This window comes from Limnoglobus roseus (assembly GCF_008254045.1).
In the GTDB taxonomy this organism is placed as follows: domain Bacteria; phylum Planctomycetota; class Planctomycetia; order Gemmatales; family Gemmataceae; genus Limnoglobus; species Limnoglobus roseus.
In genome coordinates this window covers 704,076-729,723 of record NZ_CP042425.1, presented here as the reverse complement: position 1 = coordinate 729,723, position 25,648 = coordinate 704,076, and the positions used below count along the sequence as shown (strand labels likewise).

The following is a 25,648-nucleotide window of genomic DNA, read 5'->3' as shown; positions in this document are numbered from 1 at the left end:
TGCCGGGTGAATGTCGGCGAGAGCCACCCGGCACCTTACGGTGCTCGGCTCGTCAAGAATGTTAGTTCGCGTTCACCGTGCGCAAAAACAACTCTTCCAGCGTTTCGTCGTCGCGGGTGACGGCCCGCACGACCGTGTCGCACGGTTCCGCGAGTTCGAAGAATCGCAGATTCGACCAGCCCGGCGGTACGGTCAGCCGCCACTCGCCGTGGCCGTTGTCGGCGAGAATCGTCACACCGGCGTGCTCCAACGCGGCCCGGAATTTCGCGTCCTCGCCCTGGATTCGCAGGCGAATCCGGTCCTCGCGGACGGCACACAGTTCGGCCACCGTGCCGATGCCGCGGACCTTGCCGCCGGCCATGATGACGACCCGCTCGCACACCGCCTGCACGTCGGCCAGCAGGTGCGTCGAGAGGATGATCGACTTGCCGTGGTCGCGGCCGAGTTCGCGGATCAACTTCAGCATCACGTCGCGGCCGGCCGGGTCGAGGCCGCTCGTCGGCTCATCGAGCAACAGCAGCGGCGGGTCGTGAATGAGCGATTGAGCCAACTTCACCCGCTGCTTCATCCCCGCGGAGTATTCCTCCACGCGGCGGTAGCGCGCCTCTTCGAGTTGCAGGTAGCTCAGCACTTCGTGCGCCCGGCGTTGCGATTGCCGCCGGGACATGCCGCAGAGTTCGCCGGCCAGGGCCACGTACTCGACGCCGGTCAACCCCGGCACGAGCGCCTCGGCCTCCGGCATGAAGCCGATGAGCCGCCGGAGTTGCCAGTTGTTCGCGGCGTCGCGGTCGCCGCCGAGTTGCTGGCCGAGCACCTCGCCCATGCCGGCCGTCGGTGAGATCAGCCCGAGGAGGATTTTGAGGAGCGTCGATTTGCCCGCCCCGTTCGGCCCGAGCAACCCGATGCGGCCCGGCGGGAGCGACAACGTCACGTCGTGTAGCGCGACGAAGTCGCCGAACGTGCGCCGGAGGTTGTGCAGTTGCAGCAGGGGCGTCACGTGGTGTAGTCCGCGTTCAGCGTGACGTACTCGTGCGTCAGGTCGCAGGTGTAGAACGTGCAACGGCCACCGCCGAGGGTGAACGTCAGGTCGAACGTCACCTCGCGGTTGTTCTTCAAGTACCCGGAGACGGTCGCCGCGTCGAACGGCAGCGGGCGGCCCTTCTCGTAGAGCAGGTGCGGCCCGACGCTCAGCGACAGTTCGTGTTCCTCGAACGCCACGCCAGAATAGCCGGCCGCCGAGACGATGCGACCCCAGTTCGGGTCGGCCCCGAAGACGGCCGTCTTGACGAGGGCACTCTCGGCGATGGCCTTCGCGATGGTGCGGGCGTCGGCGTCGCTGCGGGTGCCGACGACGTGGATGGTGATGAGGTGGTTCGCCCCTTCCGCGTCCTCGGCGATCTTGCGCGCGAGTTCCGCACAGACTTCCCGAACCGTGCCCGCGAACTCGTCGAGTAGTTCGTCGCGGAGGGGAAAGCCGTGGCCGTTCGCCAGCAGGAGGACGGTGTCGTTGGTGCTGGTGTGGCCCTCCACGGAGATGCAATTGAACGTCGGCTCGACGGCTTCCTTGAGGATCTGTTGAATGTCGTGCGACTCGACGGCCGCGTCGGTCATGATGAACCCGAGCATGGTGGCCATGTTCGGGCCGATCATCGCGGCCCCCTTCGCGAAGCCGGTGACGGTGTACGCGGCCGCCTTCCGCGAGGCGACCTTGATTCGCGTGTCTGTCGTCAGGATGGCGTGGGCCGCGTCGCTGAGGGCGGGTGCCCCCGCCTTCGCCGCGGCCACGGCCTTCGGAATGCCCGCTTCCAGAATCGCCATCGGCAGCGGTCGGCCGATCACGCCGGTGCTGGCAACGAGCACCTGTTCCGGCGAACAGCCGAAGTCGTTGGCGACGATTTCGGCCATCCGCCTCGCGTCGGCCATGCCCTGCTCGCCGGTGCAAGCGTTCGCGTTGCCGGAGCAGATCACGATGGCGTGGGCATCTTTCCGCGGCAGCCGTGCGCGGCTGACGTGGACGGGGGCCGCGCAGACGCGGTTCTGCGTGAAAACGCCGGCCGCGGCGGCGGGCGTGTCGGAGACGATCACCGCGATGTCACGGCGGTCCGGCTCGCTTCGCAGGCCGCTAACGACGCCGGCGTAACGGAAGCCGGCGGGGAGGTTCCAGTTTTCCATGCAGGAATGGTATCGACGCGGGCCGCGGTGAGTGAGAGCGAATCTCGGAGTTGCGGGGGGTAAGGTCCAGCGCCGGCGGCCGGTTCTTGCCGATCGCCCGGGGTGACGCCAAACCGCCGAACGGTTTGAACTCCCCTTCTGTCACGCCCACAGCCACTTGATCAGCGCCGCCTGTTCGCGGTAGTCCGGCACGATCACGTCCGCTCCCAGGCCGATGAGCATGTCGCGCTTCATCGCGTTCAGGCCGGCCACGCTCGGCTCGGTGCTCGCCACGCCGACGGAGACGCCGCCGATTCGCTTGACTTCGACCGTCTCGGAATAGCCGTCGCCGAAGCCGAGCAGGTGGTCGCCACTGATGCCCTCATCGCGGAGAATCATCGCGATCACGTCGCCCTTCGAGAAGTTCGGCGTGTTGTTGGCCGGGGCGTAGACGCGCGGGCCGAAGTACCGCTCCAGGTCGAGTAGTTTCATGTCGGACTCGACGAACCCGCGGTCGGTGCCGCTCGCGAGGTAGAGTTTTACGCCGCGACGCTGCAAGTTGTCGAGCAGGTCGTGTGACCCCGGCACGCACCAATCGGCCGGCTTCGCCGCCCCGGACCTCAAGCCCGCCAGTCGTGTCTCGATCTTGGCGAACAGCCGCCGCAGGAACTCCTCCAGCAGGGCCTCCGCGTCCGGTGCCACGCCGCCGCGGGCCGTGACTTCTTCCGCCAGCCTCCGCATCTGAAAGATGCTCGGCTTACCGCTCAGGAGGAGCATTTCGCGTTCGAGATAGGTCAGCAGGTCCGATTCCGGTTCGCGGATCAATTGTCGTTCCGCCAGGTGATCGCGGCCGAGTTCGGCCATGAGGAACGCCCAGCCCTCGCGGACCAGCGACAGGGTGCCGTCGAAGTCGAACACGACCGCCCGGAATGGCCCCCGCCGCACGGCGGCATTCACGATCTCGAACGGCAACGGCATCGCGAAAACTCCCGAGGTGATGAGAATATGAACGGTCGATGATAGGTTGGAGAATGAGGCGTGACACATCCGCCCGCGCGAGACTAGTATATCAGCACGATATTCCGCCTCGAGGGTCCGCCCATGCGGCTGCTCAAACTTTTCAAACTGATGGCCCCGATCGGCCTCGCCGTCTTCGCACTCAGCATGAACCCCGACGACTCCCAGGGCCAGTTCCCCGGCGGCGGTGGCGGTGGGCCGGGCGGCGGCAAGGGTAGCAAGGGCGGTCGCGACAGCAGCGGCAAGGGCGGCGGTCAACCGGGCGGTTTCGGCGGCCAAGACGCTGGCGGTGGTCGTGGCGGTCCGGGCGGCTTCGGCGGCGGCCAGGGCGGCTTCGGTGGCGGCCAGCCGGGCGGTTTTGGTGGTCAGGACGGCGGTGGCGGTCGTGGCGGCCGAGGTGGAAACTTTGGCGGTGGTCAGGGCGGCGGTGCGACATCCTTCGCCGATGGGCAGTTTGCCCAACTCCAGGCTTCTTATGGCGGCAGTGGCAACACCCTCGACTACTCTCTGATTCCCGCTGCCACCCGCGAACGATCGAACGCGATGGCTCAGCGATTCGGCGGTGAACCGATGCCGACCAGCGGCACGATCACCATCGACCAGTATCGCGATGCGTCCACCAAGCGGATGGAAGCGATGCGAGCCCAACGTGGTGGCGGCGGCGGTGGCCCAATGGGCTCGCCGATGGCGACGAGCACGGATCCGAGGGGCGGCGGCTTCCCAGGCGGCGACCGCGGAGGGCGAGGCGGCCCTGGTGGCGACCAGTCGGGGTTAGGCTCGTTATCGCGATACGATATGGACCGGGACGGGCGGATTAGCCTTCAGGAAGCCCAGAGCACCGATCGACTCAAGTTCGTCTTCGACCAGTACGACGCCAACCGCGATGGTTTCATCGACGCGGCCGAGGCCCAAGCCTATTCCGCCGATTCGGGGTCTCGCCGAAATGCCGACCCGTACGGGCAAGGGCGGGACGGCCGGGACCAACAAGGCGGGTGGGGCAATTGGGGTGGCGACGGGCGGGGTCAAATTCCTCAGGAAGACCCTAAGCCGATCGTCCTCCGATTCGGCAAACTTCCGAAGGACCTGCCGAGTTGGTTCAAGCAACTCGACACCGACGAGGACGGCCAGGTCGGTCTCTACGAGTGGCGGCGGGACGGCCGGAAGTCGGAAGAGTTCATGGCCATGGACCTGAACAGCGACGGCCTGCTGACGGCGGAAGAATACCTGCGGTATAAGAATCCGAACTTCACGATGGCGTCCTTGGCTCCGAAGCCCGAACGCGGCGGACGGGGTGGGTTTGGTGGCGATTCCGCTGACCGCGGCGGCGATCGTGGCGACCGCAGCCTCGCCGATGATCGCCGGAGCAGCGGCGACCAGCGCAGCCCGTGGGGCGGCAGCAGCGGAGACGGCAGCAGCGAGAAACCAGAGAAGGCCGAAAAGGCCGAGAAGCCGAAGGCTGAGAGGCCTAGTGGTGGCTTGAGCAGTCTGTTCGGCGGCGGAAGCCGTGGCGAAGCGGCGGCCGCGAACAAGGAAAAGGACAGCAAGAAGGACGACAAGAAGGGGAACAGTCGCAGCAAAAACGGCCCGGGCGGGCCGGGCGGCCGGTAAGGCGGTGTTTCGTTCTTGATAAATCAACGCAAGAGGGGCCGGGTTTCTCGTGAGAAACCCGGCCCCTCTTGCGTTTGAACTTCGGCCGTTGGCTTACTTCTTGATCGACTTCTTCGCCAGTTCGACGAGTTGGTCGAAGGCGGCCGGGTCGTGGATGGCGACTTCCGACAGCGCCTTGCGGTTGAGCATCACGTTGGCCAGTTGCAGGCCGTGGATGAACTCGCTGTACCGCAGGCCGCGCATCCGGCAGGCAGCGCTGATGCGGATGATCCACAGGCTGCGGAACTCCCGCTTCTTCACGCGGCGGTCGCGGAAGGCGTAGGCGCGTGCCCGGAGCAGGGTCGAGATCGATTGCCGGTAAAGATTGTGGCGGCTCAGGCGGAAGCCCTTGCAGAGCTTCCGGTGCCGCTTCCGACGGAGTGTGGTGGTCTTGCCGCTACCCGCGCGAACCATGGCTTATGTCCTTGATGAATGTGTTTTGGTGGTGGAACAAGTCGGGGGTTAGTATTCGCCCATCGCGATGAGGTACTTCTTGACGATCGCCCCGGTGGTGATCGCCGTGCCGCGGAGTTGGCGGCGTTGCTTCGCGTTAAAGTGGGCGTTCAAGTGCCGCTTACCGCAGATGCCGTGCTTCAGCTTCCCGGTTGCGGTCCGCTTGATCCGCTTCAGGACCGACTTGTTCGTCTTGTTCTTCTTGGCCATGGTCAATTCTCCGTGGAGAGGGGCAACGACAACGTCGTTGGCTTCAGGACCCTCTTGCACTGGGGCAGCGCCGAACCGCTCGGCACTGCGGGTACGGGAAACGGAAAAACACCCGGGTCGCCCCGGGTGTTGGATCGCGTCCCATTTGGGACGGAGTATCTTAGGAAAAGTTCGGTCGCGCGTCCAATCCCTTTATCCGCCCGGCGGTTTCGGGGCGGCCGGCTTCGCTTCTGGCGGTTTCGCGGTGGCTTCGGGCGGCTTCGCCGGCCCGTCCGGTTTCATGGCGGGTTTCGCCTCCGGTGGCTTGCCGTCGGTTGGCTTCGTGGCGGCTTCTGGTGGCTTCGCCCCGGCCTCGCCGGGTGGCTTTATCGCCGGCTTCGGTTCGGGCTTCTTCTCCGGCTTCTTCTGCGGCTTGGCGGCGGCACCCGTGCCCTTCGGGGCGAGCAGGGCCGTCATCTGCTTGCCTTCCATCCGCGGTGGGGATTCCACCTTGCAGACTTCCAGCAGCGCCTCGACCATGCCGTCGATGATCCGCCGGCCTTCCTCGATGTGCTGCATCTCACGGCCGCGGAACTGGACCTTGAGTTGCACCTTGTCGCCGTGTTGGAGGAACCCGCGGGCCTGGTTCAGCCGCGTTTCCACGTCGTGCGTCCCGGTCTTCGGCCGGACGCGGAGTTCCTTGAGCTTCTGCTGGTGCGTCTTCTGGTGGGCCTTCTTGGACTGGGCGTACTTGTGCTTGCCGTAGTCCATGATCTTGCAGACCGGCGGCCGCTCGGTGGGCACGATCTCGACGAGGTCCATGCCGGCCTCGCGGGCCATTTCCAGGGCCTGCAAGGTCGGGACGATGCCGTGCTGCTCGGCGTCCGCGCCAATCAAGCGGATCGGACTGATTCGGATTTGTTCATTCATCCGCGGGCCGGTGGGGCCGCGGGGAGCGGCGTTGCGATCGAACGGTGGGATACCAAGACTCCTTGTGCGGAACGAAAACCCGATGCCTGGCGGTGCGGTCTTATTGATCTTACCGACGGCGTCGGAGAAAATCGAGTGAATGTCTCATGATTACCTGACCGCGAAAGGCCCGTCAACAGGGAGATTCGAATTTTCCCCTTCCGGCCCCTTGCCGCGGGGTTCGCGGGGGTTGAGAATGCGACAGCCTACCCCTGCCCCGATCCGGGGCTCAGTTCCCAACTTGGAGACTCGAATGTCGCGCTGGTTCCTCGCCCTCGCCGTGTCCGCGCTCGCGCTCGGTTCCCTGTCGGCCGACGATTCCACCCTGAAGGTGAAGGTCGGCGACCCGTTCCCGGACGTGCCGCTGGAGGCCACGCAGATCGACAAGGTGAAGAAAGACGCCAAGACGGTCAGCGTCAAGGACCTGAAGGGCAAGGTCGTTGTCGTGTTCTTCTACCCGAAGGCCAAGACGCCCGGGTGCACCGTCGAATCGTGCGGCTTCCGCGACGTGGCGAAGGACTTCCCCGCGGACGTCGTCGTCCTCGGCGCGAGCGCCGACGGCACGAAGCTCAACGGTGAGTTCACGACCGAGCAAATGCTCCCGTACCCGCTGCTGTGCGACACCGACCTGAAGCTCATCAAGGAACTCGGCATCCAAAACCCGAAGGGCAAGACGGCGCAGCGACTGACCTTCGTCGTGGGCAAGGACGGCAAGATCGCGAAGATCTACGAGAAGGTCACGCCGAAGGACCACCCGAAGGAAGTGCTGGCATTCGTTAAGGAACTGGACGCGAAGAAGTAAGTCGAACCGTGCGAAATGCGAACGGCGGGCACCGTGAAGTGCCCGCCGTTCGCATTTCCGGTGGCGGGATCAACTTACCCCACCCACGCACCGTTGGTGCTGGCGAAGTCGTCGAACAGCACCGTGTCGTCGATGAGCGTCGGCTGGTTGGCCGAGTCGAGCTTGCCGCCCGAGAAACTGCGGACGCGGCTGACGTTGCCCGCCCCTTCGCCGACCAAGAGGTCCGCGACGGCGTCCCCGTCGATATTCTTCGCCGCGACCCGCACGCCGTTCCGCGAGTCCGCGTTGAACGCGAAGAAGTTGGCCAGGGTACTCGGCGTGTTCGGCGTGTTGACCGAACTCTTCGCGTCGAAGACCTGGACCCGTGGCCCGCCGCCCGGCCCGCCGCCGGCGACGATGTCGTCGAACGTGTCCTTGTTGAAGTCGCCGGCCGAAACGTACACGCCGTTCCGGAGGGACAGTTCGAACGCGAAGAAGTCGGTGATCCGGGCGACCTGCCCCTTCACGGCCGACGCCCCGTCGAGGACGCTGATCCGCGGCCCGCCACCGATGCCTGCGCCGGCGATGATGTCGGGGACACCGTCGTCGATCGCCTGCCCAACTCCCGTGGAGGCCATCGACCCGATGAACCCCGTCGCCAGGCGAACGCCGCCGCGGAACGACGGCTCGAAGACAAAGAAGTCGGCGAGGGTGGACGCATCCTTGCCGCTGATGATTTTCACTCGGGGGCCGCCCCCCTCATCCGCCGCGACGATGATGTCGGCAAACCCGTCCGCGTTCAGGTCCGCCGCCGCCACGTTGAGGCCGCCGGTGAAGCTGGCTTCGAAGACGGTGAGGTTGTAGATCGTCTTGCCTGTGGCCCCGTCGATCACGACCACCCGTGCGGGAATGCCGGGTCCGGAGGCCGCGATCAGGTCGGGTTGGGCGTTGCCGTCGCCGTTCACGTCGGCCGTTGCAACACGGATTTCACCAGTAAAGCCGGGGAACGGGCTGAACCGGCTGCCGATGACGAGTTGGTTCGACGAGCCGAACGTCACGTAGGCGGCCGCCGCGGGAGAGCCGCCGCTGACCGCCCCGATCCGCGCCGCTTTCAGGACGGGGTCGGTGCTGCCCGTTCCCGCGAGGGGCAGGCTTGTTGCGTAGGCATCGGTGTTGCCCTTTGTGATTGGGAACGAGGCGTCGAGGTTGGTCGCGGAACTGGTGAACACGATCCGGCCGGCGATCCCCTGGTTCCCGACGAACGCGCCCGTGGAGGCACCGTTCCCGGTACTGGACCCGTTCGCGATCGTGCTGATATACGCCGTCGTGCCCGCCGTGCGGTCGCGGAGGAAGATGTCCGTGGCGAGGTTCGTGTCGGTCGTGGTGCCTGCGGCGTAGTCCGTCCCCAAACTCTGGAACGTGACGTACCGGCCGTCCGGCCCGATGGACGGGGTGTTCGCGGCCAATGCCCCGGTGAGCTTGCCGGTCGCCCGGACGCTCGCGGCGGTGAGCGTCCCCGCGACCACGTCCTTGATGAAGACGTCGGTCGCGTTGTTCGTGTCCTTGAGCGTGGCGGCCGGGAACAGGTTCGACGAGGTCGAGACGAAGACGGCCGTGCTGCCGTCCGCACTGATCTGGTACGACTTCGGGTCGATCGTCCCCGTCGCCGCGACGCTGATCGGGAGGGACCCGTTGCCCGGCGACCCCGTCGTGCCCGACACCGCCGTGATGAGAACCGCCGTGTCGCCGATCTCGCCGCCCATGCGGCGGTAGTACAACTGTTGGGTCGTGGTGTCGCCGCCGAAGCCGGTCACGATTTGGCTGCCCGCAGCGCCGCCCACAGAGGTGAGGAACACCACACCGGCCGAGTCGTTCCGGGCCAGGATGGCGTTCTGGGCGACCCCGCCGCCGCTGCCGGACGAGGTCACTGGCGTCGCCCCGCCGCCGCTCGTTTTCGTGTCGGACCCCGTCGTCACCAATCGGACGACGTTCGCCGGGTCAATCGTGGAACCGAACTGGGTCCAAAAGACGTTCGTGGTATCCGAGGCCGCGTACGTCCGGCGGTTGGGGTTCCCGTTCGACACGCTCAGTTTGCCGAGTAGGGACGTGTCGAGATCGCTCACGTAGGTCGCCGTCAGACCGTCCCCGCCGAGGTACCGGCCCAACGGGTCAACACTGATTTCCGTCGTGCCCAGGGTTCCTGCCGTTGTGAACCCCGGGTAGACGTTAAACGTGGTCGTCGTGGACGGCCGAGTGTTCGTGTCAACGTCGAACACGGTGAGGTCACCACTGAATACCTTCGACATGACGGTCGTGTAGAAATTCCCCGAATTCTCCTGAGTGGGGACGAAGGTGTTATTGGCCTGGCCGATGTCCGTGAAGTCCGTGACGAAGATGTCGTTGCTCGTATCGCCGTTGTCGAAGACCAGGAATTCGGCCTGGTTGGTGAACCGCCGCACGCCAGCCGTGGTGACGGCCGCAATGAACCGTTGGGGCAGCGCGTCCTGGGCGTTGTAAGAGGAAACGAACGAGACGCGACTCCCGTCGGTCGAGATGGCGGGGTTGATCGAATCAGTCCGCCGGCCGAACGCCATGTTCGGGTTCGTCAGACTTCCCGTGTTTGAGGTGGCCGCCCCCGGAGTGCCGGTGGGGTTGAAGTACGTGCGGCTGGCCAGGCTGGTCACGCCCGTTTGCTGGGACCAACGGAACACGTCAAAGGTCGAACTGCCGCGGTCCGGGGCCACCGTCCGCGTCAGGTCGGTCGAAGTCGGCGACTGAGACTGGGTCACGTACAGGCGGTCGACGAGGCTGGCATCGATCTTGGAGTTGAACGCCACGAACTGCCCGTCGCCACTGATGACGGCCTGGCTGAACGAGTCGACCCCGGTCAACGACCGGCTGTACGTCGTCACGCCGTCGTACAAGTAGCTGGTCGGCTGGGTGGCATTGTTGGCCTGTACCGTCGGCAGGTTCGTCACGAGCTTGATGTCGCCCGTCAACAGGTCGGTCCAGAAGAGGTCATTCGTTCCCGGCGTGTCGATCTGGCCCTGGATCAAGTCCGTGGCAAATGAGGAGAAGATCGCGTACCGGCCGTCATCGCTGACGCCCAGCACGGTGGCCGCGGCGTTGCCGGACCCGAGGAGCGCCGCGTTCCGGTCGATCAGGCTCGCGGGAACGGTCCGGTCTTCCAGTGGCGTGACGTTCAGCCAACTTCGGAGCTTGGATGGTTTTTTGTGTGCCACGGAAGGTGCCTCGGTGCGGAACAGACGAGCGAACGACTCAAGGGGCATAACAACCTCGGCGGTGCGGCCCGCCCGGTTGTCGCGGGCGGCGGTAGTCTCAGTTTGCGCCGGCCGGCATGCCCTGTCACCATCTCGACGATTTTGTACGCGGAAAAGTTTGCCGGGCCCGCCTTAACTCCCAACCACACAGGGCAATTGGGGGTGAGTGGCGGCCTTGCGCTAACTGTTCCGCCGACAGGGCAGGGCCTTCGGCCCGGGCAGAAGCATTCTGATCCAAAATCGGCGAACGGCTCAACCCGCAGGGAAATGAATCGAAGCTTTTCCCGAACTGAATTTCCGACACCCTTTCCCCATCCGTTCGGCCGCAACAACTGGCGTATCGCGAAATACCATGCTAGATGGTACTGAAGCTACAATCGAACGAGTTGATTGGACCCGGCGCTCACGCAGAACGCACAAAGTTTGCCGGTCTTCTCAACACCCCCGAAGCGGTCCCCTCACCCGCCATCGTTTGATCCCCTGAAGCTGACCCGTCCGTTCCCCCCTGGCCCGAGGCCAGTTGCGGGCATTTCCCCGGTTCGAATTCACGCGCCGAACGCCCGTGGCCTGCCACGGCTGGGAGGTCGCGCGACCGGGGTAACGGAATGATCCGGTCGGTAGGACACCGCTCCGAGCAAATACAACCTTGTGGCCCGATATGCATCGCCTCTCGCGGACGATCTTGAATCTTGAATCCCTCGACGGCCGGATCGTCCCGGCGGTGAACCTCCAGTTCGACTACTCGTTGGACACCAGTGGCTTTTTCAACGATCCTGCCAAGCGAGCCGCGCTCGAAGAGGCCGGGGCTGAACTTGTCTCCCGACTGGACGCGAACTTCGACGCCCTCACGCCGACCGGCGGCAACACGTGGAGCCTGCTGCTCAACAACCCGTCGTCCGGCGTGCAGACGGAAATCGCCAACCCGACGATCGCGGCCAATACCATCGTCGTTTACGCCGGGGCGTACCACCTGGACGGCGCGGAGGCGGGTGAAGGCGGGTTCGGCGGGTACAAGGCCGGCGGCGATTCGAACTGGCTGAAGGAAGTCCAGACCCGCGGCACCACCGGCTTCTCCCTCTGGGGCGGGTCGCTGGCGTTCGACCTCGACCAAAACTGGAACTTCTCGTCCGACGCCCCGGCCCGCGGCCAGACCGACTTCCACACGGTCGCGACGCACGAACTCGGCCACCTGCTCGGGTTCGGCACTGCCTCCCAATACTTCAACCTCGTGTCGGGGAACACGTTCACCGGGGCGAACGCCACGGCCGCCGACGGCGGAGTCGCCCCGCACGTGTCGAGCGACCACGCCCACTTCGCCCAGGGGACGCAGTACCAGGGTCAAGAAACGTCGCTCCAGCCGTTCCTCGTGTCCGGCAAGCGGTACGGCTTCACCAACCTCGATTACGCCGTGCTTCAGGACATCGGTTGGACGGTCAATGCGACGGCCAGCAGCCCGCCGACCACGACGGCCCCGATCGTCTCGGCCCCAATCGTGCCGGCGTCGCCGCCAGTTGTTTCGACCTCGCCGCCGGTTGTGCCGCCGACCGTCCCGCCCGCACTGCCGACGGGGCAAACCGCGATCACCAGCGACCTGCTCGCGATTAGCAAGCCGGACGGCTCGGTGCAGTTGTACCGGATGAATGCGTCGAACCAACTCGCCCCGGTCGGGGCCGCGTACTACCCGTTCGGCGCCACGACGACCGCGATCCGGTCGGCCATCGCGGACGTGACCGGCGACGGCAACCCCGACCTGATCTTCGCCGCCGGGCCGGGGTCCGGCTCGCAACTCCGCGTGATCGATGGGCAGACCGGCGCGGACGTGGGCGGCACCTTCTCGGCCTTCGAGTCCGGGTACACCGGTGGCTTGTTTGTGGCCGCGGCCGACGTCGACGGCGACGGCCATGCGGATGTGATTATCACGCCCGACCAGGGCGGCGGCGGCCGGGTGATGGTGTTCAGCTATGCCAGCGGAGCGCCGAAAACGATCGCGAACTTCTTCGGCATCGACGACCCGAACTTCCGCGGCGGGGCCCGCGTGGCGGCAGCGGACATCAACGGCGACGGCCGGGCCGACATCGTCGTCGGGGCCGGCTTCGGCGGCGGTCCCCGCGTGGCGATCTTCGACGGCAGCACCGTGACGACCAGCCCGAAGAAACTGGTGAACGACTTCTTCGCCTTCAGCGGCCCCGACCTCGCCGGTCTCCGCAACGGCATCTACATCGCAGCCGGCGACTTGAACGGCGACGGCAAAGCCGAGGTGATCTTCGGCGGCGGTCCCGGCGGCGGCCCGCGGGTGACGGTCCTCGACGGGGCAACCCTTGTGGCGAACCCGACGGCGGCGGTGGCGAATCCGCTCGCGAACTTCTTCGCTTTCGACGCCGGCGAGCGTGGCGGCGTGCGGCCGGCGGTGCGGGACGTGGACAAGGACGGCAAGCTCGATCTGATCGTCGGCAGCGGCGAACGCCTCCCGGCGGCGGTCCGCGTCTACACGGCGGCGACCACCAGTTGGACCGGTGGCCAGCCGGGTGCCGGATACTACAGCGAGCCGTTCGGCTACACGTCAATCGCGGACGGCATCTACGTGGGGTGATTGAAGATGACGGGGTGACACGTGAAGGGGCGAGAGGGCCTGGGCCTCTCGCCCCTTCTTTTCGTCCCGCGATGCGGCGTAAGCCGCGGGCGAATGTCCTTCACCCGGCGGCTTACGCCGCTCGGCTCGCCGTTGCCTTGGTATGAACCGCCCCGTGCCTGGAAGGTAGTTGGCCGACCTACCTGAAAGCCGAAAGGGGCGAGAAGACCGTGTCTTCTCGCCCCTTCGTTGTGTCACCCCTTCATCTTCTTCACCACGGCCACAGTTTCCGCCACCACGACCGCTGCGGCTTCAGCGCCGGGATCATCGTGTCGGTGAGGCGTTTCGGCGGGCCGGTGGGCTTGTCCGCCGGCAGGCTCGCGGCGATCGTCAGCCAGTCGCTGATCGGCAGCCACGGTTGCAGGGCGGCCAGCAATTCCATCGCTGACGGGTAGCGGTTCTGCGGGTCGCGGGCACCCATCTTCTGCACGATCTGGCTCAGTTGTTGGGGAACGTTCGGGTTCAGCAGCCGCGGGTCGGGCACGTCCTTCACCTGCCGCTCGGCCATCTTCTCGGCGGCGAGGCCGGGGAACGGCGACCGGCCGGTCAGGAGCGTGAAGAACGTCGATCCGAGGCCGTAGACGTCGCTGCGGGCGTCCGGCTCGTTGCCCCAGGCTTGTTCCGGCGCGACGTGGTCGATCTCCTCGGCGTACTCGGCCGTCTTGATCCGCTTCGTCACGTGCGTCCAGGGGTTCTCCAGCATGTGCGTCAGGCCGAGGTCGAGCAACTTCACCCGGCCGTCCGGCAGGAGGGCGATGTTCGCCGGCTTGATGTCGCGGTGGAACAGCCCCCGTTGGTGGACTTCCCGTAGGGCCAGGGCCACTTGGGCGACGAGTTGCGCCGCCGCGTCCGGGGCGAGCGGCCCCTTCTCCAGAATCTTGTCGAGCGTCGGGGCGTCCACGAATTCCGAGACGACGAAGTGTGTACCGTTCCAGTAGCACAGGTCGAGGACGCGGGCGACGTTCGGGTGGTCGACGCGGGCCGCGTTCCGCACTTCCTTGACGAACTCCCGCAGGATGGTGTTGTCGGACGTGCGGTCGGTGGGCAGTACCTTCAGGGTCAGTTGCCGCCGGGTGTTGAGGTCTTCGGCCAGGAAGACCATGCCGACGCGGTCCTGGCGGATGCCGCTGAGAATCTTGTAGTGGTCGAGGATGAAGCCGCGCGTCTTGCCCTTGAGCAAGTGCATCGCCTGGAATTTAGTCAGCAGCTTCTTGCGGACGAAAAGCGCGGCGAGTTTGATCGGGTTGTGATACGTCGCGTCGTCGATGGTGTTCTGCGTGATGAAAGCAACCAGGTCGTCTGGTGCCAACAACCCGCTCTTGCGCACCGCATCAAAGAAAGGCGATCGCGGCAGCCGCAATCGGGTGGCTGTGCTCATGGGCGAACCTCGGGCAAACAGTCAAAGTGAGAGACGTGAGGGCCGAGGGCGATCAGCCGAATGGAGTTTAAGGTGCGATTGTCCGGGTTGTAAAGATAATATCCACGACTGGAACAATTTTGCCCCAACCCACGTCAAGATTTCTTCCCACGCCGCCAATTCTTACGCGACCGGGGAACCAATGCTCGTCAGATCGCCGCATCCCAGTCGGCCATGCTGTCTAGCACAGGCTTGATCCGCTTCGGCAGATGCGGCTCCCAGTGCAGCTTCGCCTTCCGCTCCAGGAAATCGACGAGGCGCGCGAACGGGTCGAAGCCGACGACGTTGACCGCGTCGGCCACGAAGTTCGACAGGGCGTTCACGTCGTAGTACACGAGGCGGCCGTCGCGGTCGTCGATCATGTACTCGATGCCGCCCACGTCAATCTGGGCCGCGTGAACGATTTCTTCGCAGGCATCGATCACCTCCTGCGGCGGCGTGTACGCTTCGACCTTCAGCCCGGTCTTCGGCGCGTCCACCGCACACGCCGAGCGCTGCAACTCGACGCCGTCACTCCGCTGGCAGATGTCGGCCGGGCAGAGGTTGAAGTTGTCGCCGTTCGTGAAAACCTTGATCGCGTAGAGGAACTTGCCGCCGAGCATCTCGACGCGGACGATGTGCCCGCCGCGGGCCGGGGTGAACTCTTGCACGAGGGCTGTGTGGTCGACGCCGAAGTCGAGGCGGTTCTCGGCCGCCGCCCGTGCCAGGTCTTCGCGCGTGTCGAACCGCACGATGCCGGCCCCGCTGCCGCCGACGTTGGCCTTCACCACGACGGGGAACCGTAGCCCGTCGGCCGCCTCGACCGCCTGACTCGCGTGGTTGATGACGCGCGACTTCGGGTACGGCAGCTTCAACGCTTCCAGCAGCGTAAGTTGCCGGGCTTTCGACGTTTCGATGGTGAACGCGGTCAGGCCGTTGACGACGGGCACGCCGATGCGGTCGAGGTGCGCGAGGTAGCCGAGCGTGTAGAACATCCCCTGCACGCCGCCGCGGAGGTACGCCGACGGACTCATGCGGTTGAACACGAGCGAGTACGGGCATTCGTGCTCCGCCGGGTCGTAGCGGTGCGACCGCGGGTCGAGCTTCGCGGTGCGAATGCCGCGGCGGTCGAGTTCCGCGAACAGCGGGCGGAACCAGTCCGGGTGCTCGTGGTAGATCGCGAACGGTCGGGACAGCGGCATGTGGAACCCACCCGGAATCAGGTACGACGATTCTGCTATTCAATAGCCTGTCCCGAGAATCGGCCATCGGAGGAGTTGACAATGAAGCCCGCCCGAATCGCGACCGTCACGCCGGTCAGTGAGGAATCCGCCGTCGGCAAAGTGGTCGCGGTCTACGCCGACATCAAGGCCACGAAGAAGATCGACTTCGTGCCGAACATCTGGCGCGTCCTCGCGACGAACCCGGACCATCTCGAACTGACGTGGACCCGCTTGAAGGCGATCATGCACCCGGAAGCCGCCGGCCGCACGTCGAAGTTGGACCCGCTGATGCGCGAGGCAATCGCGCTGGCCGTCTCCGCGACGAACGGCTGTGCGTACTGCGTGAACTCGCACACCGCCGCCCTCCGCAAGCTCGGCTTCGACGCCGAAGCCGTCGGCGAAGTGCTCGCCGTGGCGGCGTTGTTCAATTCGACGAACGCGCTGGCCGACGGCTACCAGATCGAGCCGGACGTACTGCCGCCGCTGGACGGGTGAGCGGGACGGGCGGTGTGGTAGGATGTACCCCGCAAGGGGGCCGGCAGGGCTTGCGCACCGCTCACTCGGGGGCCGGCATGATTTACTCGCACGGCGGGGACTTCGGCGACACCATCTATCACCTGCCGATCGTCCGGGCGAAGGGCGGCGGAGAGTTGGTCCTCTACCCCATGCGTGGCACGTCACACGGCATGAGCGAACCGCGGGCGGCCCTGATCGCCCCACTGATCGAGGCCCAGCCGTACATCTCGAAGGTGCGGTGGTCGCCGACCGGCGAAGGGGTCATCCTGGACGTCTGGCGGCAACACTACAAGAACTACCTCAACCTCACCGACATGGCGTGCGAGGCGTTCGGCCTGCCGCACCCGCCGCGGGAACAGCCGTGGCTGTTCGCCCGGCCGAACCGTACGGCCCGCGTCGTCTTCCACCGCTCGGCCCGCTACCGTAACACCCGCTTCCCGTGGAAACGGGTGTACGAGAAATACCGTCGCGAGGCGGTCTTCGTCGGCCTGCCGGACGAGCACGCCGACTTCTGCCGCAACGTCGGGCCGGTCAGCTACGCCTACACCGAGAACCTCCTGCAACTGGCGGAGGTCGTACAAGGGTGTGAGTTGTACGTCGGCAACCAGAGCGCCCCGTTCGCCGTGGCCGAGGGGTTGAAGGTTCCCACGATTCTGGAAATCGGCCCGATCAACAACTGCCACTGGGAGCGGGTGGGGAACATCCACGGCTGGGGCGAGAACGTTCGCCTGCCGGAGATCGACGAACTCCCCGGCCGGTTGGCCCGGTCGGTCGCAGCCCGCGGTAATGGCCGCACGCCCATCGCCGCACGCCAACTGGCGGCCCTCGCTCGCGCCGTGCGCGACGCGGCGGCCCTCCCCGGGGACCTGGCCGAAGTCGGCGGGGGCGGCAGTGGCTTCGCGAAGGTACTTGCCGGCGCGGACCCCGCGAAGACACTGCACCGCTTCGGCCCGCACGGCGAGGACGACGCGCGGGAGTTTCTCGCCGGCTACCGGGTCGTCTACCACGCCAGACCGTTCGCGGAAGCGACGTCCGGGGACGCGCCACGGTTTTCGTTCGTCCACGTCGCTGCCGGCGCGGACGCTGGGGCTGCGCGGGAGTATTTCTGGCCGCGATTGGTGGAGGGAGGCGTCTTGGTGATCGACGAATCCGGCAAGCTGGAAGATGGCCGGACGGACGTGATCGACGGGCTGGTGTGGGTGCGGAAGCGTTAGCCGCCCAATCACCACGCCAGCGGCACCAGCTTCGGTCGCGGGACGACGACGCCGGTGATGCGGCCGTGGCGGTTCAGCAGCTCAGCCGTGCGGAAGCGGAATGGTTCGTACACCTCCGGCCGCGGGTGGTCGGTCAGGTAGGCCCGCACTAGCGTGAGCATGTGCTGGTCGTAGGCGTGCTTCGAGTGCGAGTGGACCTCGTACCGGCCCGGTAGTCGGCGGAGGTCGCCGTCGAACGCCGGGCTGATGTGGTACAGTTCGTGGAACACCGTCACCAACTTGTCTTCGAACGTCTGGTCCAGGAACCGCGGCAGCGAGAACGTGACGAGGTACAGCATCTCCCGGCCGTCCACGTAGTACCGCTGCACGCCGTACAGGACGCCGCGCATCCGTCGGGTGAGGGCACCGGCACGGAACCGCATCGGCGTGACGCGGGCCTGCACGCCGAATCGGCTGCGGTTGCGGCACGGGGCGTAGGTCAACAGCATCCGCTTCGGGTCGAGCGTCGCGAACGTCGGGCAGCGGGCCATGACGTCTTCGCACAGCACGCGCAGGGCGGCGGTGAAGTCGAACGGCGTCGTCGGAAACGGCGGCTTGGTGCGGGCCACGATGGGGCGGATCGGCAGCGGCCGGGACGAATCCCACCGCCGTTCCAACAGCCACCGCGAGCGGAACACGGGGGCAGGGGCGCTGGCGGGCACGCCGGTCATCCTGGGGTTTCTCCGAGAAGCGTGAGGAGGGCCATCGTAGGACATCGCTCGCGGCGGGTCAACAATTCCCTTCGCCCGACCGCCGGCATACAACCAACTTCACCCCGACTACCCGCTACCACTCGTCGCGCCGCCATGCTCGCACGCTTGCTCTCCGCGCTGTTCGTTCTCACGCTCGTTCCCGCCGCGTTCGCGGCCGAGAAGCCGAACGTCGTCTTCATCCTGGCCGACGACCTCGGCATCAACGACCTCGCCTGTTACGGCCGCGCGGAACACCGCACGCCGAACCTCGACACGCTCGCGAAGGACGGCGTGCGGTTCACCACTGCCTACGCCGCTTGCCCGGTCTGTTCGCCGACGCGGGCGGCCATCCTGACGGGCAAGCACCCGGCCCGCCTCCACCTCACGACGTTCCTGCCCGGCCGCGCGGATGCCCCGTCGCAAAAATTGCTGCACCCGAAGATTCGCCTGCAACTGCCGCTGGAAGAGAAGACGCTGGCCGAGTACCTGAAGGCCGCCGGCTACGCGACCGCCGCCGTCGGCAAGTGGCACCTCGGCTTCACGCCGGACAAGCAGGGCTTCGACGTAGCCTTCGACGCGAAGGAGTCGCCCACCGCGAAGGCGCAAGAAGAACTCACCGCGAAGGCCGAAGAGTTTCTCACGGCCAATCGCGACAGGCCGTTCTTCCTGTACCTGGCCCATCACACGCCGCACATCCCGCTGGCCGCGAAGCCGGAACTGGTCGAGAAGTATAAGGCGACGTTCAATCCGACCTACGCGGCCATGATCGAGGAGATGGATGCTTCCGTCGGCCGGGTGCTGGCGAAGCTCGACGCACTGAAACTGACCGAGAAGACGCTCGTGGTGTTTACGTCCGACAACGGCGGCCTGCACGTGCCGGAACTGAAGGACGACCCGCCGACGCACAGCACGCCGTACCGGGCCGGCAAGGGCTTCCTGTACGAGGGCGGCATCCGCGTGCCGCTGATCGTCCGCTGGCCCGGCGTTGTGAAGCCAGGGAGCGTCTGCAACGACGCGGCCATTAGCACCGACTGGACGCCGACACTTCTGACCGTGTGCGGCGTTACGCCCGACGGCCCGCTCGACGGCGTGAGTTTGCTGCCGCAGTTGAAGGGCGAAAAGGCGGCCGAGCGAACGTTGTTCTGGCACGTCCCGCACTACACCAACCAGGGCAGTCGGCCGGGCGGCGCGGTCCGGCGCGGCGACCGCAAGCTGATCGTGAACTACGAGGACGGCTCGAACGAACTGTACAACGTCACGGCCGACCCCGGCGAGACGAACAACCAGGCCGCGTTGCGGAAGCAACAAACGCAGGAACTCCGCACACTCTTCGACACTTGGCTCAAGAGTTTGGACGCCCAGACGAACTTGCCGAACCCGAACTTCGACGCGGCCCTGCACAAGACGCTCTACGCGGACGTCGACGTGTCGAAGCTAAAGCCCGAGACGACGGCCGCTGAGACGGCGAAGTCGTACCGCGAGTGGCGGAAGGCGATCGACGCAGCGGTGAAGAAGTAACCGTTTGGAGACCACATGCAACGCATCCCCCGCGACCTCGCCACCCGGTTCGCCTTCGACTGGCGCGACGAGCCGCTGCTCCGCGTGCAGCCCGGCGAGTCGTTCGAGATCGAAACCTTCGACGCCAGCGTCGGCTACTTCCGCACGCCGGCAGACAAGGCCATCCCTGGGAAGCGGCCTGGCTTCGACCGCTCGCCGCCGCTGGTGAACCCGATCGGCGGCCCGGTGTTCGTCGAAGGAGCCGAGAAGGGTGACACGATCGTCGTTCACCTGGAAGAGATCACCGTCGATGATTACTCGTGGATCGCCGTCGGCCCGAAGCGCGGCCCGCTCGGCGAATCGACCCGGTGGCCGGAGCTGTCGAGCGACTACACGACGCGCATCTTTCGGCACACGCCCGGTCCCAGCGGCACCACCCGCGACGGCACGCTGCACTTCAACGACAAGATCCGTTGGCCGATCACGCCGTTCGTCGGCACGCTCGGTGTTTGCCCGGACCGCGAGGTCGTGACCAGCCTCGACGGGCAAGGCCCGTGGGGCGGCAACCTCGACGCCCGCGACATGGCCGTCGGCAACAAGATCTACCTGCCGGTGTCGCACCCCGGCGGCCTGTTCTACCTCGGCGACGTGCACGCCAGCCAGGGCGACACCGAGTTCACCGGCACCGCCGCCGAGACGAAATCGACCGTCCGCCTGCGGCTCGAACTGCTGAAGGGCAAGCGGATGCCGTACCTGCGGATCGAGAAGCCGGACGCCCTGATCGCCGTCCACGCCGACCGCCCGTTGGAGGTCGCGGTGGAAACGGCCACGTTCCACCTGATGGACTGGCTCATCACCGAGTACGGCTTCACGCCGACGGACGCCTACTGCCTGGTGAGCACGTGCCCGGACTTCCGCATCAACGTCTACCAGATGTGCAAGCTCGCGAAGCTCAGCTACGTGGCCGGGGCCGAGGTGCCGAAGCGCTATCTCGTGATGTAATCCCAACCGTTGCCGTAAAGCCCCCACAAATTTCGGTCGAACAAGTGCAGGAAGAATGCGACTTGCTGCCATCGGTCCCAGGTTCCACCGGCCATGATGGCTGCATTTTTTCGCGTTTCCGGCGTTAGATAAATCGGGTCATCGTCGCCGTCGATGACCGCCAGTAGTAAAAGCAAGAAGTCCGTCGTTTGGCAAGCCAGACTGGCGGGGACGTGCTTGAGACGAATAAACTGAAGGAGGCAGTTCGGCCGGGCAACATCCAATCGATTGAGAATTGTCTCGACCTGTTGAAATGTCGCGGAAGTAGCCCGCAAGAATATCCGATTCGATTCTCGATCTGATGCGATCGAGATGTCGTTTCCCAATTCGCGGCGGAGTTTTACAATCGCCTTCTCCGCCGAATATTGTTTGAGTTGGAAAAACCTCGCCTGGAGAATGTCCGGGGGCGAAAGGTTGGACAAGCCGACCATCAGAACAGCAATTGTCGAACAACTGGTCATGGGATCCATCCCCTTCAACAAGCGTGATACCCTCCCGCCACTGGTGACAAGTTCAACAGGCGAAAGCCCATCCGTCGCGACGGGTGGGCTTTGAGGTTTCCTCACTTCAGCGCCTTCAAGAAGGCGTCGAACTCTTTCTTGTGCTTCTCGATCACCTTCTCTGGGCCGCTGAAGCGGACGGATGTGGCCTCGTCCTTCTCAGTGACGATCACCCAGATCGCGCGGTAGTCGGGCTTCACTTCCTCCTTCGACTTCGGGTCGAACGGACGCTCCTTGAACGTCCAGGTGCCGTGAACGTCCAGCGTGTGCAGCGTCGCGCCGCCGACTTCGGCCTTCGACTCCTTCGCCACGTCCTCGAGGGTCTTGCCGTCCGACGGCGCGAACTGAGCCTTCCAGCCGGGGAACATCACCTCGGCCTTCTTCGACAGCGGCGACACGATCAGTTCGGCGTCCGGCACGCCCTCCTCGCCCGACGGAATCTTGAACTGGTGAGACCGCAGGCGGTTCGCCGTCTTCTCGGCCTTCCACTCCTTCGGCGGCTCGGCCGAGAGGGTGCCGATCTTCACCGGGTCGGCGGCCGACAGCGATAGCGGGGCGAGCAGGCAGGCCAGGACAGCCAGACGGACCATGAGGAACTCCAGGGGGTGAGTGTTACGCGGAGGAGGTTTCTTCTTCCTCGGGCTGCGATTCCAGCGTGCGGCGCGCCACGCGGGCGGCGGCACGGGGGTCGCTTGGGACCGGTCGCTCGTCGCGGGCGGCGGCGAGGGCGGCGGCGACTTCCTCCACCTCCGCCTTCGTCGGCTCGGCCATCTTCGCCAAGCCGTGGCCGAGGGCCGTCAGAAAGAGACCGGCGAACGCCAGCGTCAGGATGCCGAAGAAGATGCCGACCCACCGGACGGGGATTTGCCAGACGCGGCCGAAGAGCGTCTCGTTCGACACCTTCACCGAGAGGTCCTTCCACAGCGTCACGCGGCGGTCGCGGACGAACTTGCCGTCCAACTCGGGGTAGACCACTTCCAGGTCCACCTTCAGGTCGAGCGTCTTGCCGGTCACGCGGTCCTCGTTCGGGATGGTGAGCGTCGCCCAGAGTTGCGGGTGAAGCTTCTTGCGGCCCGGCGGGACGGCGGCCGACGTCGTCCACTGGGCGTCGTTGGTCGTGGCCGGCACGAGCGGCGGTTGGTTGCGGAAGTCCTGCGGGTTCTGCACTGTCACCTTGACGGTGCCGCGCCAGTTGCCGTTCACGGCGTCGATCGCGTCGGCGAACTCGACCCGCAGTTCCTCGCCGGGGCCGGCGCGGAGGAAGTGGACGGACTCGGTGGGGCGGTCCTTCACGACGCCCGGCACGAGCAGGACGCCGGCCGCGATGAGGACGCCGACGATGCCGACCGTGTGCCAGCGGGTGAACGGGCCGACCGGCGGGCGAACTTGTTCGCGGTCGCCGCTGTGGGTCACGTCCAGGTCGCCGCCGTCTTCCATCTGTCGGGACGCGGTGCGGTTGGCGGCGGGGTTGGCGTTCGGGTTCCGCGTGCCGCCGAAGACGTGGGCGACCGCCGTCACGATGCACGCCCCGGCCAACAGGGCAGCGGTCAGACCGCCGCTCAGCCCGAGGATTGCGGCCGCGAACGCAATTGTCATTACGGCGGCCACGCTGAGGATGGTGACGAGGCCGTGAAGGTTCGCCTGGCGGTGGCCGACGAGATCGGGCTGGAACTGCCCACAGTCGGGGCAGGCGACGGCGTTCGGCTCGGTGACGAGTTGCTGGTTGATTCGCTTCGTGGCCGTCTTCGCGGCCGACTCTTCGGAACGGGCCTTCTCGGTGACGGTCAGTTCCTGGCGCACGCGGTAGACGCACCCGCACCCGGTGCAGGTGTGCCGCTTCAGGCAGCGGACCCGGAGTGCGTAGAGCGTGGACACGGGCAGTCGATACCTGAGAGCCGGGGCAAGCGTGTGGGGTGATCTTATCTCATTTCCGGCCGCGGCGGGCGGTCAATCCTCGTCGCGGTCGCGGCGACGGTCGTCGTCCTTTCCGCGGCGCGGCCGGTCGTCCTCATCGTCTTCATTGTCCGGCCGGCCGGGCTGATCTTCGTCTTCGTCCTCGATCGGGTCGATGACGGGCGGGATGGCCGTTCGCTGGAGCTGTTTGTTCAACGACCGCAGGTAGAAGCACGACCCGGCGGCCAGAAGGCCGGCCACGATCACGCCGCCGTTCCAGATCCTCGAATACGCCTGGCCGGCCCCGATCGGGGCGAGCGTGACGGCAAAGTCCTTCGCGATGGTGGTCTGCTGCGGCTCGAACTTGTCGCTGGCGTTGACCGACGGGTACTGGACGACCATGACGACCTTCACCTTGAGCGTCTTGCCGGTCAGGCGGGCCTCCGATGGGATGCGGACCCTCGCCCAGAGCGACGGGTGCGTGTGCTTCTCGCTGTTCTTGGCGTAGATCGAGTTGCTCCACTGGCTGTCATTCGATGACGCCGTCAGGCCGACCGGGCCGCCGAGTTCGTTGGCGTTCAGGACCGCGGCAACGGCACTGCCCCGCCAGTAGCTTTTCACGCAGTCGATGCTGTCGGGGAAGTAAACCTTCACCTCGTTGCCGGGCGAGACCACGTCCGGCTTCGTGTCGACGTTGAACGGGAGGTTGTTGATCGTCTGGTAAATCATCGGGGCGAGGGCGACGAGCACGGCGAGCAGGCCGAAGCCGATGCCCAGCCAGTGGGGCAGACCCATCGGGGCGGGGGCCGGTTCGACCTTCGTATCGTCCCCTTTGGCGACCGTCTCCACCGTGCCGGCGTCGAGGAGTTTCTCGGCCTCGGCGACGTTGGCGTCCCGGTCACGGTTCGGGTTGCCGCGGGCGATCATCAGGTTGATGAGGGCGACGCCGGTGAGGATCGCTGCCAGGATGATCGACGCGAGGTTGCCGCCGAGAACGTAGGTGGCCCCGAGGGTGTACACGAGGGCCGCGAGCGGGATCGTGAGGAGGCCGATCCCCGAGTGCCCGTTGGCCTTCCCCTGGCCGACCATGTCGGGCTGAACCCGGCCGCACGTCGGGCACGGGCGGACGTCCACTTCCGTACCGACGGCCTTATCGACGTTCTTGTTCGCGGCTTTCAGGGCGGCCGCCTCGGAACTGCCCTGGCCCTTGATCTTCCGCTCGAACTGGTAGCGGTACTCGCACCCGCAGTCGAGGCACTCGTGCCGCTTCCAGCACTTGATCGTCCGCGTGACGGTGTAGGTCGTGCCCATGCGCAGTCATCCTGAGGGGCGAACCGGGAGACGGCGGCATGATACCAGGAACGCCGGACGGAGTCAGCGGGGAAAATGAGAGTGGGCGGGGGATCGGGTCAGCCGCCCCGCGGCGGGTTCTGGGACCGCCAATTCTAGAACGAAAAAGGCGAGCCGAGCACCGTAAGGTGCCGGGTGTCGCGGGTGGACACCCGGCACCTTACGGTGCTCGGCTCGCCTTGTCTTCGCGGAGACTACCGTCGCCCCCACGGTTGCGGGCCGGAGGGCGGAGCGCCGGGGCCGCCCGGACCGGGCTTCTGCAAGACTTCTTGTGCTCGACGCTGGAACTTCTGCATTTGCTCGCGGAGGCTGGCGTCGCCGCGCTGCATGATTTCGAGTTCGTGCTGAATCTCAGCGCTCAGGCGCTTCAGTTCCGTTTCCTGGCGGGCCATCAGCGCCCGCTCCCGGGCCATCGACACTTCCATGTCGCGCATTTGCTTTTCCAGGGCTTCTTCGTCTTCCTGCAACTGGCGGCGGTCGTCTTCCAGCCGCTTCCGCTCCTGGTTCAACCGCGAGGCTTCTTGCTCCAGTTCCTCGGTCCAGTCTTCCAACTCGGTGCGGGTTTTCGGGGCGGTAACGGGTTCCGCGTGGGCCAGGGTGCCGGCGGCAATCTGCTCCTCGATCGAGTGCAGTTGCTCCGTCAGGGCGGCGATCTGCTGCTCCTGGTCGGCGATTTGTTGCGCGTGCTCGTCCTTCAACTTGGTGACGCCCTGCTCAGCCTCGCTGGCCTCTTGCAGCAGGTGCTTCATCTCGCCGAGGAGTTGCTTCAACTCCTTGTTCTCGGTCTTCAGCCGCGCGATCTCGGCGGACGGCGTGTCGTTCGGGTCCATCCCGTAGCCGGGCGTGTACGCCGGGGTGTTGACCCCGGACCCGGGCCGGCGGCCGATGGCGGCGAGCTTCGACTGGAACGCGGTCGGCGGGGCTTCCGCGACGGCTGGGGCCGCAGCGGCGGTGGCCCCGCCGGCGGGCATCCGGAGTTTGCGGAGCATTTCTTCGGTCGAAACGTGGCCACTCGGCTTTTCGCCGTCCAGGTCCAGTTCGACCGTTCCGGTCGCCCCGTTCGGGGGCGGCGGGGTTGACGACAACAGGCGGCGGCGCAACTCGGCCGCGGAAATCGACGGGGGTGGGTCGGGGGGCGTATTCGGGTTCGCCATCCGCGGGAACTCCTTA

22 protein-coding genes are annotated in these 25,648 nt (G+C 66.1%); 7 read left to right on the top strand and 15 right to left on the bottom strand.

The window, feature by feature from the left end:
* Positions 1 to 61 precede the first annotated feature (61 nt).
* The 3 genes from PX52LOC_RS02860 to PX52LOC_RS02850 all read right to left on the bottom strand — a co-directional run bounded on the left by PX52LOC_RS02860 (position 62) and on the right by PX52LOC_RS02850 (position 3,129).
* Positions 62 to 997: an ABC transporter ATP-binding protein gene (locus PX52LOC_RS02860; RefSeq protein ID WP_168218777.1), complete on the bottom strand. Its 936-nt coding sequence runs from the start codon at positions 995 to 997 to the stop codon at positions 62 to 64.
* A complete protein-coding gene (gene argJ, locus PX52LOC_RS02855) occupies positions 994 to 2,172 on the bottom strand; it encodes a bifunctional glutamate N-acetyltransferase/amino-acid acetyltransferase ArgJ (RefSeq protein WP_149108665.1) in 1,179 nt (392 codons plus the stop codon). The genes PX52LOC_RS02860 and argJ overlap by 4 nt, the downstream gene beginning before the upstream one ends.
* Positions 2,173 to 2,313: 141 nt before the next feature.
* The gene (locus PX52LOC_RS02850) at positions 2,314 to 3,129 is read right to left on the bottom strand and encodes an HAD family hydrolase (RefSeq protein WP_168218776.1); all 816 of its coding nucleotides are present in this window, start codon (positions 3,127 to 3,129) and stop codon (positions 2,314 to 2,316) included.
* Between the two features lie 123 nt (positions 3,130 to 3,252).
* Between PX52LOC_RS02850 and PX52LOC_RS42260 the strand changes: the two genes are divergently transcribed.
* A complete protein-coding gene (locus PX52LOC_RS42260; RefSeq protein ID WP_168218775.1) occupies positions 3,253 to 4,776 on the top strand; it encodes an EF-hand domain-containing protein in 1,524 nt (507 codons plus the stop codon).
* A gap of 93 nt (positions 4,777 to 4,869) precedes the next feature.
* Here the strand turns inward: PX52LOC_RS42260 and rplT are convergent, their stop codons facing one another.
* The 3 genes from rplT to infC form a co-directional block, all read right to left on the bottom strand.
* Positions 4,870 to 5,229: a 50S ribosomal protein L20 gene (rplT, locus tag PX52LOC_RS02835; RefSeq protein ID WP_149108663.1), complete on the bottom strand. Its 360-nt coding sequence runs from the start codon at positions 5,227 to 5,229 to the stop codon at positions 4,870 to 4,872.
* Positions 5,230 to 5,277: 48 nt separating this feature from the next.
* Positions 5,278 to 5,478 (bottom strand): large ribosomal subunit protein bL35, encoded by a 201-nt coding sequence (locus PX52LOC_RS02830; protein WP_149108662.1) that lies wholly within the window; start codon positions 5,476 to 5,478, stop codon positions 5,278 to 5,280.
* A 192-nt stretch (positions 5,479 to 5,670) separates the two neighbouring features.
* Positions 5,671 to 6,387, bottom strand: coding sequence for a translation initiation factor IF-3 (gene infC, locus PX52LOC_RS02825; RefSeq protein WP_218575272.1), 717 nt, complete (start codon positions 6,385 to 6,387; stop codon positions 5,671 to 5,673).
* Between the two features lie 292 nt (positions 6,388 to 6,679).
* On the opposite strand from infC, the gene PX52LOC_RS02820 reads away from it, so the two are divergent.
* On the top strand, positions 6,680 to 7,228 hold the full coding sequence (locus PX52LOC_RS02820) for a peroxiredoxin (RefSeq protein ID WP_149108661.1): 549 nt from the start codon (positions 6,680 to 6,682) through the stop codon (positions 7,226 to 7,228).
* A 74-nt stretch (positions 7,229 to 7,302) separates the two neighbouring features.
* Here PX52LOC_RS02820 and PX52LOC_RS02815 read toward each other — a convergent pair whose 3' ends face one another.
* On the bottom strand, positions 7,303 to 10,449 hold the full coding sequence (locus PX52LOC_RS02815) for a beta strand repeat-containing protein (RefSeq protein ID WP_149108660.1): 3,147 nt from the start codon (positions 10,447 to 10,449) through the stop codon (positions 7,303 to 7,305).
* Positions 10,450 to 11,170: 721 nt separating this feature from the next.
* Between PX52LOC_RS02815 and PX52LOC_RS02810 the strand changes: the two genes are divergently transcribed.
* Complete coding sequence (locus PX52LOC_RS02810) at positions 11,171 to 13,078, top strand: FG-GAP-like repeat-containing protein (protein ID WP_168218774.1); 1,908 nt, start codon at positions 11,171 to 11,173, stop codon at positions 13,076 to 13,078.
* Between the two features lie 250 nt (positions 13,079 to 13,328).
* On the opposite strand, the gene PX52LOC_RS02805 is transcribed toward PX52LOC_RS02810, so the two are convergent.
* Both PX52LOC_RS02805 and PX52LOC_RS02800 read right to left on the bottom strand, forming a co-directional pair.
* Complete coding sequence (locus tag PX52LOC_RS02805) at positions 13,329 to 14,495, bottom strand: serine/threonine protein kinase (RefSeq protein ID WP_149108658.1); 1,167 nt, start codon at positions 14,493 to 14,495, stop codon at positions 13,329 to 13,331.
* 188 nt (positions 14,496 to 14,683) lie between these two features.
* Entirely contained in the window at positions 14,684 to 15,715 is a 1,032-nt protein-coding gene (locus PX52LOC_RS02800) for an ATP-grasp domain-containing protein (protein ID WP_149108657.1), read from the bottom strand.
* 96 nt (positions 15,716 to 15,811) lie between these two features.
* Between PX52LOC_RS02800 and PX52LOC_RS02795 the strand changes: the two genes are divergently transcribed.
* On the top strand, positions 15,812 to 16,231 hold the full coding sequence (locus PX52LOC_RS02795) for a carboxymuconolactone decarboxylase family protein (protein ID WP_218575407.1): 420 nt from the start codon (positions 15,812 to 15,814) through the stop codon (positions 16,229 to 16,231).
* 77 nt (positions 16,232 to 16,308) lie between these two features.
* Positions 16,309 to 17,466, top strand: coding sequence for a glycosyltransferase family protein (locus PX52LOC_RS02790; RefSeq protein WP_149108655.1), 1,158 nt, complete (start codon positions 16,309 to 16,311; stop codon positions 17,464 to 17,466).
* Positions 17,467 to 17,474: 8 nt separating this feature from the next.
* Here PX52LOC_RS02790 and PX52LOC_RS02785 read toward each other — a convergent pair whose 3' ends face one another.
* Positions 17,475 to 18,176: a hypothetical protein gene (locus tag PX52LOC_RS02785; protein ID WP_149108654.1), complete on the bottom strand. Its 702-nt coding sequence runs from the start codon at positions 18,174 to 18,176 to the stop codon at positions 17,475 to 17,477.
* 135 nt (positions 18,177 to 18,311) lie between these two features.
* Here PX52LOC_RS02785 and PX52LOC_RS02780 point away from each other — a divergent pair, with 135 nt between their 5' ends.
* Both PX52LOC_RS02780 and PX52LOC_RS02775 read left to right on the top strand, forming a co-directional pair.
* On the top strand, positions 18,312 to 19,715 hold the full coding sequence (locus PX52LOC_RS02780; RefSeq protein WP_149108653.1) for a sulfatase: 1,404 nt from the start codon (positions 18,312 to 18,314) through the stop codon (positions 19,713 to 19,715).
* A gap of 15 nt (positions 19,716 to 19,730) precedes the next feature.
* Positions 19,731 to 20,696, top strand: a complete 966-nt coding sequence (locus tag PX52LOC_RS02775) for an acetamidase/formamidase family protein (protein ID WP_149108652.1) — start codon at positions 19,731 to 19,733, stop codon at positions 20,694 to 20,696.
* Here PX52LOC_RS02775 and PX52LOC_RS02770 read toward each other — a convergent pair.
* The 5 genes from PX52LOC_RS02770 to PX52LOC_RS02750 all read right to left on the bottom strand — a co-directional run bounded on the left by PX52LOC_RS02770 (position 20,681) and on the right by PX52LOC_RS02750 (position 25,632).
* The gene (locus PX52LOC_RS02770; RefSeq protein WP_149108651.1) at positions 20,681 to 21,196 is read right to left on the bottom strand and encodes a hypothetical protein; all 516 of its coding nucleotides are present in this window, start codon (positions 21,194 to 21,196) and stop codon (positions 20,681 to 20,683) included. The two genes, PX52LOC_RS02775 and PX52LOC_RS02770, sit on opposite strands and share 16 nt — an antisense overlap.
* Before the next feature lie 101 nt (positions 21,197 to 21,297).
* Positions 21,298 to 21,825 carry a hypothetical protein gene (locus PX52LOC_RS02765; RefSeq protein ID WP_149108650.1) on the bottom strand — a complete coding sequence of 176 codons (528 nt, stop codon included), beginning with the start codon at positions 21,823 to 21,825 and terminating at the stop codon, positions 21,298 to 21,300.
* A 22-nt stretch (positions 21,826 to 21,847) separates the two neighbouring features.
* Positions 21,848 to 23,110, bottom strand: coding sequence for a hypothetical protein (locus PX52LOC_RS02760; protein WP_149108649.1), 1,263 nt, complete (start codon positions 23,108 to 23,110; stop codon positions 21,848 to 21,850).
* Positions 23,111 to 23,182: 72 nt separating this feature from the next.
* On the bottom strand, positions 23,183 to 24,439 hold the full coding sequence (locus PX52LOC_RS02755) for a hypothetical protein (protein WP_149108648.1): 1,257 nt from the start codon (positions 24,437 to 24,439) through the stop codon (positions 23,183 to 23,185).
* 233 nt (positions 24,440 to 24,672) lie between these two features.
* Entirely contained in the window at positions 24,673 to 25,632 is a 960-nt protein-coding gene (locus PX52LOC_RS02750; protein ID WP_149108647.1) for a hypothetical protein, read from the bottom strand.
* Positions 25,633 to 25,648 lie beyond the last annotated feature (16 nt).